The sequence below is a fragment of the Marinomonas sp. HM11-D genome (assembly GCF_057626615.1).
Genome location: NZ_JBMMKT010000005.1, coordinates 354,683 through 369,200, shown reverse-complemented (window position 1 = coordinate 369,200; position 14,518 = coordinate 354,683). Strand labels below are relative to the sequence as shown.

Genomic DNA, 14,518 nt, shown 5'->3' with positions numbered 1-14,518 from the left:
TCAATTTACTAGCAAAGATCACTCTTCGTCATCTTCATAAACATCTTCATAAACGAGTTCGGTGATAATCTTAGTACCACATTTTACACACTCGCCTTCGATCCAAGCACGATCACCCGCTTCAAACTCTTGTGGGTTCTTCATCCCTAGATCCATTTCCATACACTCGTTACACCAAGTCTGCTGTAAGAAGTCTTGTTGCTCTTCAACTGGTCGAGCATAGAAGTCTTTTAACACTGGCTTCGGTTCGGCTTCATTGGTCATTAGTTACTACCTTTACCTACATATTGATATTCAACCGCTGGCGCTAAATCTGGTGTCATAGCGATGACTGGCTTAGGCACCAACATGCTGTTTAACGCGACACTGTTTCTAAATTTATCAGCCGTGCCATTCAACACGACATTAAACACCACTTGCCCATCAACAATGCTGTTCAACTGAATCTGTTGCACTACCCCAATAGACGCTAAATAGTTTTTCAAAGCAGCCATGGCTTGGTAATCATGCACACCATCGACTTTGACATTCAATTCACTTTGCGCTGTGGTTCTAATCGATGCGTATCGTTCAGACAACATAGCAGAGAGGCCCTTAAGCACATCGTGAATAGCTTCATTCTTACTGCCACGGGTTGCCGAAATAGTACGAGACGCTTGATTAGCTGATAGCAACATGGCCTCAGCAATGGCATCGCCACGGTATTCACTTAGACGTAGCGCTAATACCACATCCGTCTCATAACGCTGACTGGCATTTAAAATATCACTTTCAAAGAAGCCCCATAAGGCGCTGCCATTCAACGCATTACGATCTACATCGTCCACTAATGGCGCATAGACCGGCAACCCATAGCGCTTAGCTTCATCAAAAACAACAGACAACTCTCGTGCTGGGCGATTGGTGCCCAACATTTGTCTGGTGCCAGTACTGTCATCAATCATCCACACCAAAATACTTGGGCGTTCATTGCTCCAGACTGGCAAGCCTTGCTCAAATAGAAAGCGATCCACAGACTCTTTATAGAAGGTAACATTGACCTCTTTAGTCGCTTCTACACCCTCTAACACGTCTTTCACGGAATGCTGAGCGACCCAACTGGCTGCCGAATTGTGCGCCATATTCAGCACACTACTAGACAATTGATTCTCTTGACCGGAAACGCGCACCAAGACATCGTCAATCGCTTGACTAAATGCTCGATTCAACAATTGTTGATCGCCCAGACTGGCTGGCACCTGCACTACTGACGAATATAAATTGGAGACCTGTGCCGCGTGACCGAGCGAGGACAGCATTAACAGCCAAAATAAGAAAATACGCTTCAAAATAATCCCCTTGCTTGTCGTATTTGCTCTATTCTACTGTCTTCTATGCAAAGAACCATAGCCCTTATTCTCCACTGTGTTAAAATGCCGTTTTTCCCACACCATGATAAGGCTTAGGCAATGACCGAATCGAAAAAAACCTCGATTAGTTACAAAGACGCAGGCGTAGACATTAATGCCGGCAACGAACTTGTTGAGCGCATTAAAGGCGTCAGTAAAAAAACACGCCGCCCTGAAGTACTAGGTGGGCTTGGCGGCTTTGGCGCGCTAACTCGTCTACCACAAAAGTACAAAAACCCAGTATTGGTTTCAGGTACTGACGGCGTGGGCACTAAATTGCGTTTGGCAATGGATCTAAACAAACATGACACAATCGGTATCGACCTTGTGGCAATGTGTGTCAACGATCTAGTGGTTGCAGGCGCAGAACCTCTACTTTTCCTTGACTACTACGCGACTGGCAAACTAGACGTAGATGTTGCGGCTGACGTTGTAACCGGTATCGGTGAAGGCTGTCTACAATCTGGTTGTGCACTTGTGGGCGGCGAAACAGCTGAAATGCCTGGCATGTACCACGATGGCGACTACGACCTAGCAGGCTTCTGTGTGGGTGTAGTTGAAGAAGATCAAATCATCGATGGCAGCAAAGTTGAAGCTGGCAACACCTTGATCGCGCTAGGTTCATCTGGCCCGCACTCAAACGGCTACTCTTTGATCCGTAAAATCCTAGAAGTAAGCGGTGCGAAGCTTGAAGAAGAAGTTGGCGGCGTAGCTCTTAAAGATGCCCTAATGGCTCCAACGAAAATTTACGTTAAATCTATCCTTAAATTGATGGAAACAGTCAACGTAAATGCTTTGGCACACATCACGGGTGGCGGTCTACTAGAAAACATTCCTCGTGTATTGCCAGAAGGCGCGGCTGCTTACATTGATGCAGCAAGCTGGACTCGTCCTGCGATCTTCGACTGGCTACAAGAGCAAGGCAACGTTGAACAAGAAGAAATGTACCGCGTGCTAAACTGTGGCGTAGGTATGGTTCTAGCAGTTAACGCAGCTGACGTTGATAACGCACTAGCTATTCTTACCGCTGAAGGCGAAAACGCTTGGGTAATCGGTGAAATTCGTGAGAAATCAGGTAAAGAGGTTGTAATCTCTGACCTTGAGGCGTCTGCATGAGTTTTCCCGTCGTTGTTTTAATTTCAGGCAGCGGCAGCAATTTGCAGGCTTTGATTGATCAAAGTCTGCAAGGTAATCTCGATATCGACATCAAAGCCGTGATCAGCAACAAGGCGTCCGCTTACGGGTTGGAACGCGCGAGTAATGCTGGCATCACAACGCATGCATTAGATCATAAGCAGTTTGAAAGTCGCGAAGCGTTCGATCAAGCTCTGATGGCTCTAATTGACCAGTATCAGCCTAAGCTGGTTGTACTTGCGGGCTTTATGCGTATTCTAACGGAAGAATTTACGCGTCACTATGAAGGTCGTATGTTAAACATCCACCCTTCATTGTTGCCAAAGTACAAAGGATTAAATACTCACCAGCGTGCCATTGACGCGGGTGAAGCGGAACATGGTGTGTCCGTTCATTTTGTTACTTCGGAACTGGATGCTGGCTCTGTGGTCTTACAGGCAAGCACCGAAATATCGTCAGATGAAACTGCTGACTCGCTGGCTCAGAAAGTTCATGCACTTGAGCACATCATTTATCCCCTAAGCGTTAAATGGTTTAGCTCTGGTCGCTTAAGTCTAGAAAACGGTCAAGCCGTACTAGACGGAGAACCTTTACCTGAGTCAGGTGTGCGTTATACAACGGATTTAAGCGAACACTAGGAAATATTAAGATGGGTATTATCAGAAACCTTACCGCAATCGCATTATTATTTCAGATAATACCCTCTTACTCAGCCACGACTGAGCAATTGGCTCACACTGCTTCAAAACCCGCTACTAAGACAGCCACTGCGCAAGCAACAGTTGCTAAAAGCACTGAGTTTTTCAGCCCATACCGCGCCGTTTACAGCACTGTCTACAAAAAAGGCATTACTTTAAAAGTAGAAGGTAAACAGACGCTTACCGAAACTGCTAACCATCAATATAAGTTTGATTTTGTAGTCGATACCTTACTTGCCAGCCTTAAAGAGTCGAGCCAGTTTATACTGCAAGGCGATAGTCTACGCCCGACAGAGTACCACTACGCTTCCAGCGTGCTGGGCAAGCGCAAAGATGTCATAGTTACGTTTGATTGGGACGATATGAGTGCCATCAATACGGCTAAAGGCAACTCTTGGTCAATGCCCATCAATGACATCACTCTTGATCGGCTGACACTACAACTGCAACTGAGATACGATTTAAAAAGCCATCGCGAGCAACTCGATTACAATATCGCCGATGGTGGTAAACCTAAGCTGTATTCGTTTGAAAAGCGTGATCAAGAGACGATCAACACCAAGCTAGGTCAGCTTGAGACAATCAAAGTCGTACGTACCGACAATCTAACGGACAAGCGCCATCAATATTTCTGGTTTGCCCCTAAGTACGACTACTTGCTGGTAAAGATGGAACACTTTGAAAAGGGTGAGTCCTACACACTTAACCTAGATAAAATCACTCAACTAGCCACACCTACCCCAAAACAGTAACTAAGGCTCTAGTTGCTCGAGATAGTTGATATTGACTAACTCTTCGTCCTTGTCCCAGTGAACTGCATTTCTACCGATTAATTTATAAAAACTCATCACGCCATAATACTCAGCTTGCGCTAAGAATTCCGGTAAGTGTTGTTTAAGCGCCGCCACGGGCAATACCGCATGCAACGGCTGAGGCCCTGACTCCGTTTCAATAAAGTGAACACGTTCCGGAAACTGCTCTGCAGTGACCAATAAATGTTGCAGAGCCGCTGCAGAAAAACGCGGGGTGTCACAGGGTAATAACAACAGATGACTGGTATTCAGTTTATCCAACGCGGCATATAAGCCGCCCAGAGGTCCGATACCCTGCCATGGAGCAACATCTGTAATGACATCATCAACTAACGTTTGGTAACGCTCAAGGTTACGGTTAGCACTGATAAATTGCTGTACGGACACTGGTTTTACTAATGTCATCATGCGCTCGATTAGCGCTTGCCCCGCGAACAACTGCCAACCTTTATCCACTCCCCCCATGCGCTGGGCTTCACCGCCCGCTAATACCAACGCCGTCACATCAAACTTGTCGCTCATGCCTTTCTAAATTGCCTTCCAGTACCTAAGATAATCTCGCTGACGCTCATCCCAGATTTTCTGCGCTAAGTTTAGGCAATAAATCTGATCGTCTACGTCGTAGATCAATCCTAACACGGAGGCCAGAGTCTGTAGCACCGCTTTTTCGCCAAACGGATCACTTTGCTCACCGGTCCAATGCTCAATCATACGGCGTAACGACAAATTACTCTTATTACGGGTATGGTCCTGCCCAATGCGACGCCACTGCTCCCAATGCAGAGTAGAATGTTTGACCTTGGCTAAGGTCACTTCTCGTTCAGGATTCACCTCGGCCTCGCCATTGCCACCGCGAAAAATCAGTACCGAGGGATCATTTAATTGCAAACATGAGTGGGCATGAAGATCATCGTAGCCCTTATGAAACACTCCATGGACACTGTGTGCCGCTTGATAAGGGTTCATCATGCGCACCACAGTATTCACCGGAGAGCGCAAGCCAAGGATCAATTTTAAGTCCATCATTTGCGCCAAAGGCTGACTAATCGTTTCCAATGGTACATACAAAAAATTATTACGCGCCAAATACTCATCCACGCGCGCGCCATTGATCTTAGGTAAATAGGGTAAGCTCAGGGACTTTACGACCTCATCCACATAGATGCGGTCCTCTCCTTTAAAGGAATGACCATGCATCACGACTTTGTAGCCCGCATCCGCCAGAGCTAAGGCAGCTAATAAGAACCAAGGGAGCTCATTGCGTTTCCCGGCATATGCAGGCCAATCAATATCAATTTTTGTGGTGATGGGATTTTGTTGTTTAAGAAAGGCCCGCACGGCTCGCGTAAAGCCGACGGTTTCTTCGACCGTTTCCTCACGAATACGTATCAGCATCCAAAACGCCCCCACCTGCTCTGGTGCGGCTTCCCCATGCAACATCATAGTCATGGCTATTTGCGCTTCTTCAGTCGTCAGTGGACGTGAGCCTTTTTTACCTCGCCCCAAAATTTGTACAAAACGCGAGAAGAATTCACTCATAACACCACCTCCATCACTGGGATAAATTGTTTGATTTCAGGAATGCAGGAACCACAATTAGTCCCGCACTTTAAAGTCTTACCTAACTCACTGACTGAGCTGGCTCCGGCATTGACGGCTTGCTCGATCTGCTTTGCTCCCACTTGAAAACAGGAGCAGACAATGGCGCCCTTGTCCTCAACATTCACCGCTCGACCTGCGAGCAAGGCCATGCGCTGCATTTCAGTCATAGCGCCGCAGCTAAACAGCTGCTCTTCTAACCATGTCGAAGACGGTAATTGAGGAGAAGGCTGTAGCAAGACAAAGGCCACCACTTTTTCATCGACGATATAAACGCGGCGCTGCTGTTGTTTTATGGGATTTTGATAGCTGAGCCACTGCCCCGGCGGCCACTGATGTTCGATTTGTCGGCACAGCTGTTCGATCATGGAAGGCTGACGGCAAGCCACTTCTAGGCGCTCGCCTTGCTCCAGGGTGACTCGACACCAGTAATCCAATTCGGGCATATCCGGCAGTTTTTTAGAGACCACATAACCATACTGTAAACCTTGAATGGCATTCACATTAACGATGGCATGTTTGGATTCTGGCTGGCCCGATAAAGCATCACAGATTTGCGGGATTAATGACGAAACGATGGACTGGCTGGCAAACTGGCGTGTCCAATGAATCGGCGCGAATAGATTTTTCGGTCTCACTTGAGCGGATATTTTCGCCCTTAATTTTATGCTTTGCAGTGAGGACGAGACTTGCACCAATGCATTGTGCTGAATCTTAAGCTCAGCAGCATCCTCTGGGTGAATTTCCAAATAGGGCTCGCTAATATGATTCGCCAGAATGGCAGCATCGCCCGTTCGGGTCATGGTGTGCCATTGATCACGCACACGCCCCGTATTGAGCACAAAGGGGAATTCCTCGGTAGTGTTCGCAACCGGTTTTTCTGGACAAATAGGCACAAAGTTCGCCTTACCGTCCAAGGTAAAAAACTGACCATCGCCAAACATCCGAGCACTGCCGTGAGGCTTTTCTTTGGTCACCGGCCATTGAATCGGCGCTAACGCTTGGTACGCCTCAGCGCTGATTTGACTGAAATAGCTGATATCAAAATCGCGCTTGCCGTTATTTTCAAAGCCAGATAAAGCCGCATGTTCACGGAAAATGTCATCTACTGAACGGTAAGCAAAACCGCTGTGATAGCCCATCGCTCGGGCGACTTGGCAAATCGACCACCAGTCTGGCTTGGCTTGCCCAAGTGGTGGCAACAGCCCACGTTGACGTGAAATACGACGTTCTGAATTTGTAACTGTGCCATCCTTCTCACTCCAAGGCAGTGCTGGCAAGAGTACATCCGCGTAGGCCGTGGTATCCGTATGGGCTTTGCAATCACTGACAATCACCAATTCACACTTTGCTAACGCCCGTCGCACTTGCTCAGTGTCTGGCAGGCTCACCAAAGGATTGGTCGACATAATCCAAAGCACTTTGATTTTACCCGCCTCAATGGCTTGAAACATATCCACGGCTTTGAGGCCATTTTCTGTCGCCATGTTCGGTGCCTGCCAAAAGCGTTGCACCAGATCTATCGCACCAGGTGTGGCGAAATCCATATGGGCTGCCAGCTGATTCGCTAGCCCGCCCACTTCGCGCCCCCCCATCGCATTCGGCTGGCCCGTGATGGAAAATGGTCCCGCACCTTCTTTACCGATGCGCCCCGTAGCCAAATGACAATTAATAATGGCGTTACATTTATCCACCCCAGAAGAGGACTGATTCACCCCTTGGGAATAAAAGCTGACGGTTTTTTCGGTGTGACACCACCACTCGGACAGCCTTGCTAAATCCGCTTCAGAAACATCACAAAACTTGGCCACGGCGGCAATATCAGGCTGATGCTTTTGTGCCGTCCACAGGGCGTTAGCAAAACCCTTGGTATGCTTTTTAATAAATTTCGCATCGAGGATTTGCTGGCGCTGTGACTCCAACAATAGGAAGTTAAAAATCGCCGCATCACTACCAGGCTCGATCGCCAGATGTAAGTCGGCAATATCACAGGTCGCGGTTTGTCGCGGATCAATCACTACCACTTTCATCTCAGGACGCTTGGCTTTCGCTGCAGCAATGCGTTGGAACAGAATAGGATGCGTCCAAGCCGCGTTCGAGCCAACCATGATCAATAAGTCACAAAGCTCTAAATCTTCATAACTACAAGGCACGGTATCCGAGCCAAACGCTCGCTTGTAGCCCACCACGGCAGACGCCATACACAGACGTGAGTTGGTGTCGACATTGGCGGTGCCAAGAAAACCTTTGGCAAACTTATTGGCCACATAATAGTCTTCGGTCAGGATTTGGCCTGACAAGTAGAAGGCAAAGGCATCTGGTCCGTGTTGGGCAATCGTTTGCGTGATTTTCTCGGCAATATGATCCACCGCATCCTGCCACAACACGTCTTGACCGTGTATTTTCGGCTGTAACAAACGATCCTCTTGAACGAGGGTTGCCGCCAAGTTACTGCCTTTGACACACAGTTTGCCAAGGTTCGCTGGATGACTGTCATCACCTTCTAAGCGGGTAAAACCTTTAGCAGGATCCTCAGCGATCGTCACCTTGACGCCACAGCCAACACCACAGTAAGGACAGGTTGTTTTTGCGATCATACTTTCCTCTACCCATAAAAAAAGCCCTGCCTCCCATCTTGCTTACAAGAGGAAAGTCAGGGCTACATTGCCAATCACCAGATACCCAACACTGGATAGTCTGAGGTAAGTTAACTACTGCAAATTGCAGGCCAGCTTATAAGGGCTAATTCCGGTGAAAGGCCATCCAATTCAGCAATTATGTGCGCTAACATGAGGCTAAACGCACCATTTCAGAACACTTACGCACTAGAGTGCGATATACACCTCGTTATCCACCATCTTGGCAGACCATACTTTTAAGGCAATGTCCTGTTCCAAGCATTGGCCTGTGGCGAGATTAAAGTGCTGCTTATACAGTGGGCTCGCAACCACCCATTGGTCCTGTAGGTGTGCCGTTAGTCCTCGCGACATGACATTGGCTTTGCCAATCGGATCCCAGTTGCTCACCGCGAACACCTTGTCTTCCGCTTCAGGTAAAAAGAAGATCGCCACCTGCTCGCCATTGACCATGGCCGCAACGCCGGCGTCTTCCACTAAATCGTCTTTGCTACAAATTAAATTCCAATTCATGGGATGCTCCTAACCAGCTTTGGCAATCAGTGTTACTTTCTCTTCATCGGTAGCTGGGCGAATTTGATTTCGCTCTTCGACAAAGACCACGTTTTCGTCTTGACCATCATGATTTACAAACTGACGGAAGGTCTTAAGGGCTTTCTCATCATTAACGGTCGTTTTCCATTCACACTGGAAGGTATCGACGACATGCGCCATTTGCTGCTCAAGCTCCTCACAGATGCCTAATGCATCATTGATTACCACGTCTTTTAGGTAATCAAGCCCCCCTTCTAAACCGTCCATCCAGACCGAGGTACGCTGCAAGCGATCCGCTGTTTTCACATAGAACATCAACACACGGTCAATGTATTGAATCAGTGTTGCATCATCCAGATCGGTGGCAAATAAGTCCGCATGGCGTGGTTTCATACCGCCGTTACCACAGACATAGAGATTCCAACCGCCTTCGGTGGCGATCACACCAATGTCTTTGCTTTGCGCTTCGGCACATTCACGGGTACAACCGGATACGGCAAACTTCAATTTATGGGGCGAACGCAAGCCTTTGTAGCGATTCTCTATCTTGATCGCCATGCCGACACTGTCGTTCACGCCGTAGCGACACCAGGTACTGCCAACACAGGATTTAACAGTACGAACCGACTTACCGTAGGCCTGACCGGTTTCAAAGCCTGCATCAATCAGACGTTTCCAGATCTCAGGTAGTTGCGGCAGGGTCGCACCAAATAGGTCGATACGCTGACCGCCGGTGATTTTGGTGTAGAGATTGTAATCTTTCGCCACCTGGCCAATCACAATCAATTTGTCAGGCGTGATTTCACCGCCTGGAATGCGTGGCACCACAGAATAAGTCCCGTCTTTCTGCATATTGGCCAAGAATCGATCATTGGTATCCTGCAAACCGATATGTTCTTTGGCAAGCACATAGTCATTCCAAACCGAGGCTAAGATAGAGCCCACCGCCGGTTTACAGATTTCACAGCCATGACCTTTACCATGTTTATGTAAAAGCTCTGAATAGGTACGAATGCCTTCAACTTTGACAATGTTATAAAGGTCTTGGCGCGTATGAGGGAAATGCTCACAAATGTCGGTGCTGACTTCGATGCCTAACGCGGTCAGCTCATTGTCCACGACCTTCTTCAGTAACGCCGCACAACCGCCACAGCCCGTCGCCGCTTTGGTGGCACTCTTAACATCACCCACGGACATAGCGCCCGCCGCTACCGCATCCGCGATACTTTGCTTGGTGACGTTATGACAGGAACAAATAGATGCCGTAGCAGGCAAGGCATCTACCCCAAGACCAACAGATTCACCATTACTAGCCGGCAGAATCAAGGCTTGCGGTTGTGCCGGTAAATCAATGCCGTTTAAGTAGTATTGAATCAAGGTATCGTAGTAGCTGTTATCGCCCACCAAGACCGCACCAATGACTTTCTTGCCATCTTCGCTCACCACCAACTTACGGTATTCTTGATTCATCTGGTCTTGATAAACAAAGCAGCGTGCCCCTTGGCTAGTGACATGGGCATCACCGATCGATCCCACATCACAACCCAACAACTTCAGTTTTGTACTCATATCGGCACCGGTGAAGGCGGCCGCGGCATTTCGCATAAGATGCCCCGCCACCGTTTTCGCCATCATGTAACCTGGTGCCACCAAACCAAAAATTCGACCATCCCACAGAGCACATTCGCCAATCGCATAGACACTGTCATCACTGGTGATACATTGGTTATTGATCACGATACCGCCACGCTCACCCACTTCAAGCTTGGCTTGGCGCGCCAATTCATCCCGTGGACGAATCCCAGCCGAGAAAAGAATCAGATCCGTTTCCAAGTGCGAGCCATCAGCAAAATTCATGCGATGGTGAGCCGATTCACCATCAACGATCTCATTGGTAGCCGTCGCGGTCAGCACCCTTACCCCCAAACCTTCGATCATTTCACGCAGCAAGGCACCACCGGTTTCATCCAGTTGCACCGGCATTAAACGCGGAGCAAATTCCACCACACTGGTTTCAAGACCTAGGTTTTTCAATGCGTTGGCAGCTTCCAAACCTAGCAGACCGCCCCCCACGACCGTACCTGTCTTAGCGCTTTGCGCGCAGGCTTTGATCGCATCAAGATCTTCTAGTGTCCGGTAAACAAAGGTATTGCCGCGGTCATGACCAGGCATAGGCGGCACAAATGGATAAGAACCCGTCGCCAGCACCAATTTGTCGTAAGCCAGCTGCTCCCCATTTTCAAGGGTTACCACTTTAGCGTCACGGTCCAGCACCACTACTTTGCTACAGGTATTAAAGGCAACATCATGCTCTGCATAATATGCGCTAGTGGTCATAGCAAGATCCGCAGCGCTTGCGCCATTAAAGTAGTCGCTCAAATGAACTCGGTCGTAGGCTAGGTTCGCTTCTTCACCAAATACGGTGACGCGGTATTCGTCCATACCACCAAGCTCAATCAGCTGCTCGACAAAATGATGGCCAACCATGCCATTGCCGACCACAATAATGTGCTGTTTTGTCTCATCGTTTGAATGTGTAAATGACGTCATCATGTTCCCCTTTCTAAGCCTTGCGGCCAGCAACATCTGACGTTGGAGTTCTAAGCGTTAACAGACTGGCAGTACGCTTCGCCAAAGGCCAGACACTCCAACATTTCAGAAATATTGGTTTGGTTCTGAATCAGCTGGTGATACCAGCTGCCATCGGCGACGTTGCCATAAAGAATTGCGCCCACCAGTCGGTCACCATTGACTACCAGTTTGCGATAATGATTAAGACCAGGATCCAGTAATGTAATTTCTTGATCCGGTTCGGCGTTGATTTGCCCCACCGAGTAGAGATCAACACCCGAAACTTTTAACTTGGTGGGTACTGGTTTGATATCAAACTTAGCCTCTTCGCCAAGTAAGGTGTGCACCAGTACTTCCAATTGATCCCAAATAGGAGCGACTAAACCAAAGGTATGTTGGTCAAATTGACTGCATTCCCCTAATGCATACACATCTTCAATCGATGTCTGCATGTTCGCACTCACTAAGATCGCTCGGTCAACGCTCACACCCGCATGCTTAGCAAGCTCTACTTCCGGTGTAATCCCCGCAGCGACCACCACCATATCGACATCGATACAGCCTTTATCAGTCACCACGGCACTTGCACGTTTACCGTCTTGATCCATTGAAATCTGCACAGGTGAAGTCTCGGTTAAAAACAATACACCCCTGCTTTCAAGATTCTCCTGCAAGTACTGTGCCGATACTCGATCAAGCTGACGGTTCAAAATGTATTCTGAGCGCTGAATCACCACCGGTTGATGGCCATTTTTCGCCAACCCCACCGCTGCTTCAAGCCCTAATAAACCACCGCCAATCACCGCTACCTTTGCCCTAGAAGGCAGTGATAGCAAGGCTTTCACATCATTCCAATCGCGAAACCCCACCACATTGTCAGCTCCGACTTGAGCCCACTCAGGTAAGAATGAACGCGCCCCCGTAGCAAACACTAAACGATCGTAACAAAGCTCTGCACCACTGGCTAAAAACACTTGTTTGCATTCTGTGTTAACGCTCACAACCGGATCACTGGCGATGATGTTTGCACCATTCTGTGTCATAAAAGACACATCTACTAGGGCGATATCTTGCTCATCCATTTCCTTAGATAAAACAGAGGACAACATGATACGGTTATAGCCCACCTGTGCCTCTTCACCGACCAAGGTCACATCAAAAGGCGCTGATGGCAAAGATACCAAGGCATGGGCCAGCTTTGAGCCCGCCATCCCCGCGCCAATAATGACAATATGCTCTTTGCCCATATCTATACCCTATTAACCATTGACTGCCAGTTTCGGCTCTTTGCTTTTGCTGTCAGCCGTTGACTTAGAAATCGGCTCTACCTTGCGTTGTTTTTCATACAAGAAGGTCAGCACTTGAGCACGGTAGTCCACGTATTTTGGATCATCCGCTAGCGCCAGACGGTCGCGAGGACGCTCTAGATCCACCGTTAAAATTTCACCTACCGTTGCGGCTGGGCCATTGGTCATCATCACAATCCGATCCGACAATAAAACAGCTTCATCCACATCGTGGGTAATCATAATCACGGTATTATTAAGATCTCGCTGAATCTCCATTAGGGAGTCCTGCAGGTGCGCACGAGTCAGGGCGTCCAACGCACCAAACGGCTCATCCATCAGAAGCACACTTGGCTCCATAGCCAAAGCACGGGCAATACCGACACGCTGTTTCATACCACCGGAAATCTCAGAGGGACGCTTATCAGCCGCATGAGTCATGTGCACCAGCTCAAGGTTATGCATGATCCAATCGTGCATTTCTTTCTTAGACTTCTTGCCCTTGAACACCTGTTTCACCGCCAACTCAACATTCTGGTAAGAGGTTAACCAAGGCAGCAAAGAATGGTTCTGGAACACCACCGCACGCTCAGGCCCCGGTCCACGAACTTCTTTTCCATCTAACAAAACCCCCCCTTCAGTGGCATCATAAAGGCCAGCGACAATGTTCAGCACGGTCGACTTACCACAGCCTGAGTGGCCAATCAGCGAAACAAACTCGCCTTTGGCGATTTTTAGGTTTACCCCATCGAGCGCCTTGAAGCTTCCCTTTGGGGTCGGAAACTCAATTGAAACCTGACTGATATCTAAATGTGTCATCGTATCGCTCCTAATTAACGAAGAATCTGAGTTTTGTCCCAAGAGAAGTAACGCTGCGCAAACAGCATGGCACGATCTAATAAGAAACCAATAAAGCCAATCATCAGCACCGCCACCATGATACGTCCAAGTGAATCCGAGCTGCCGTTTTGGAATTCATCCCAAACGAATTTGCCAAGACCAGGGTTTTGCGCCAGCATTTCTGCTGCGATCAACACCATCCAAGCAATCCCTAGCGACAACCGCAGACCGGTAAACATCATTGGCATCGCCGATGGAATGACGATCTTCAGCACGTGGGTTAACCAGTTCAGGCGCAGCACTTTAGAGACGTTTAATAAATCCTGCTCAATCGCAGCCACACCCACCGCGGTGTTAATCAAGGTTGGCCACATGCAACACATGGTCACGGTAAACATGGAGGTTAAAAAGGATTTCGAAAACATCGGATCAGCAGATACATAGGTCGCACTGACCACCATGGTCACCAATGGCAACCACGCCAACGGTGACACGGGTTTGAAGATCTGAATCACCGGATTCAATGCGCTGTACACCATGCTATTAAGGCCTACCAAGATACCCAACGGAATAGCAATCAAGGTTGCCAAGCCAAAGCCCGCTAACACGGTATAGAGACTGGTAAAGATCTGATCAAAAAAGGTTGGCTTGCCGGTATATTCACGGATTTTAGGCTCATAATTCGGGTCTTTTGCTACGCGATCTGCATTACGTTCATCCTGGCGCTGGTAGAAAGTCGCTTCTTTGTCACGCTCGCGCTGATGATCACTGAGCAACCCTTGCCACTGTTCATACACGGCAACAGGACCTGGAAACTTACCCAATGACGTATCGATTCGATCCGCCCCTACCTGCCAGATAAACAGGAACACTATGATGCCAAGCATTGGCATCAGCAGATTCTTAAGACGAAACTCTGACAGCTTCTGTAATCCAAAGGATTTCATTGATAGCACGATAGCGCTCATAATCCATTCTCCCATTTCGCGGGAAGACACTGTGTCCTCCCCGCTGTGTCTA

Annotated in this window: 13 protein-coding genes; 3 read left to right on the top strand and 10 right to left on the bottom strand. The window is 48.4% G+C overall.

From position 1 onward, the window contains the following. Positions 1 to 18: 18 nt before the first annotated feature. Complete coding sequence (locus ACOSVP_RS10320; protein ID WP_487347412.1) at positions 19 to 264, bottom strand: hypothetical protein; 246 nt, start codon at positions 262 to 264, stop codon at positions 19 to 21. Continuing rightward, entirely contained in the window at positions 264 to 1,328 is a 1,065-nt protein-coding gene (locus ACOSVP_RS10315; RefSeq protein WP_487347411.1) for a hypothetical protein, read from the bottom strand. The genes ACOSVP_RS10320 and ACOSVP_RS10315 overlap by 1 nt, the downstream gene beginning before the upstream one ends. A 120-nt stretch (positions 1,329 to 1,448) precedes the next feature. Here ACOSVP_RS10315 and purM point away from each other — a divergent pair, with 120 nt between their 5' ends. The 3 genes from purM to ACOSVP_RS10300 are packed head-to-tail and all read left to right on the top strand — an operon-like array spanning position 1,449 to position 3,972. Further along, the gene (gene purM / locus ACOSVP_RS10310) at positions 1,449 to 2,504 is read left to right on the top strand and encodes a phosphoribosylformylglycinamidine cyclo-ligase (protein WP_487347410.1); all 1,056 of its coding nucleotides are present in this window, start codon (positions 1,449 to 1,451) and stop codon (positions 2,502 to 2,504) included. Beyond that, positions 2,501 to 3,160, top strand: a complete 660-nt coding sequence (gene purN, locus ACOSVP_RS10305) for a phosphoribosylglycinamide formyltransferase (RefSeq protein ID WP_487347409.1) — start codon at positions 2,501 to 2,503, stop codon at positions 3,158 to 3,160. The genes purM and purN overlap by 4 nt, the downstream gene beginning before the upstream one ends. An 11-nt stretch (positions 3,161 to 3,171) precedes the next feature. Further along, the gene (locus ACOSVP_RS10300) at positions 3,172 to 3,972 is read left to right on the top strand and encodes a DUF3108 domain-containing protein (RefSeq protein WP_487347408.1); all 801 of its coding nucleotides are present in this window, start codon (positions 3,172 to 3,174) and stop codon (positions 3,970 to 3,972) included. On the opposite strand, the gene mobA is transcribed toward ACOSVP_RS10300, so the two are convergent. From mobA to ACOSVP_RS10260, 8 genes are all read right to left on the bottom strand, one after another. Further along, complete coding sequence (mobA, locus tag ACOSVP_RS10295) at positions 3,973 to 4,554, bottom strand: molybdenum cofactor guanylyltransferase (RefSeq protein ID WP_487347407.1); 582 nt, start codon at positions 4,552 to 4,554, stop codon at positions 3,973 to 3,975. A gap of 6 nt (positions 4,555 to 4,560) precedes the next feature. Further along, positions 4,561 to 5,571 (bottom strand): glycosyl transferase family protein, encoded by a 1,011-nt coding sequence (locus ACOSVP_RS10290; protein ID WP_487347406.1) that lies wholly within the window; start codon positions 5,569 to 5,571, stop codon positions 4,561 to 4,563. Continuing rightward, a complete protein-coding gene (locus ACOSVP_RS10285; RefSeq protein ID WP_487347405.1) occupies positions 5,568 to 8,228 on the bottom strand; it encodes a nitrate reductase in 2,661 nt (886 codons plus the stop codon). The genes ACOSVP_RS10290 and ACOSVP_RS10285 overlap by 4 nt, the downstream gene beginning before the upstream one ends. A gap of 228 nt (positions 8,229 to 8,456) precedes the next feature. After that, positions 8,457 to 8,780 carry a nitrite reductase small subunit NirD gene (gene nirD / locus ACOSVP_RS10280; protein WP_487347404.1) on the bottom strand — a complete coding sequence of 108 codons (324 nt, stop codon included), beginning with the start codon at positions 8,778 to 8,780 and terminating at the stop codon, positions 8,457 to 8,459. Positions 8,781 to 8,789: 9 nt separating this feature from the next. Beyond that, positions 8,790 to 11,351 (bottom strand): nitrite reductase large subunit NirB, encoded by a 2,562-nt coding sequence (nirB, locus tag ACOSVP_RS10275; protein WP_487347403.1) that lies wholly within the window; start codon positions 11,349 to 11,351, stop codon positions 8,790 to 8,792. 50 nt (positions 11,352 to 11,401) lie between these two features. Continuing rightward, complete coding sequence (locus ACOSVP_RS10270) at positions 11,402 to 12,619, bottom strand: NAD(P)/FAD-dependent oxidoreductase (protein ID WP_487347402.1); 1,218 nt, start codon at positions 12,617 to 12,619, stop codon at positions 11,402 to 11,404. Between the two features lie 12 nt (positions 12,620 to 12,631). Beyond that, a complete protein-coding gene (locus tag ACOSVP_RS10265) occupies positions 12,632 to 13,477 on the bottom strand; it encodes an ABC transporter ATP-binding protein (RefSeq protein ID WP_487347401.1) in 846 nt (281 codons plus the stop codon). Between the two features lie 14 nt (positions 13,478 to 13,491). After that, positions 13,492 to 14,466, bottom strand: coding sequence for an ABC transporter permease (locus tag ACOSVP_RS10260; protein ID WP_487347400.1), 975 nt, complete (start codon positions 14,464 to 14,466; stop codon positions 13,492 to 13,494). Positions 14,467 to 14,518 lie beyond the last annotated feature (52 nt).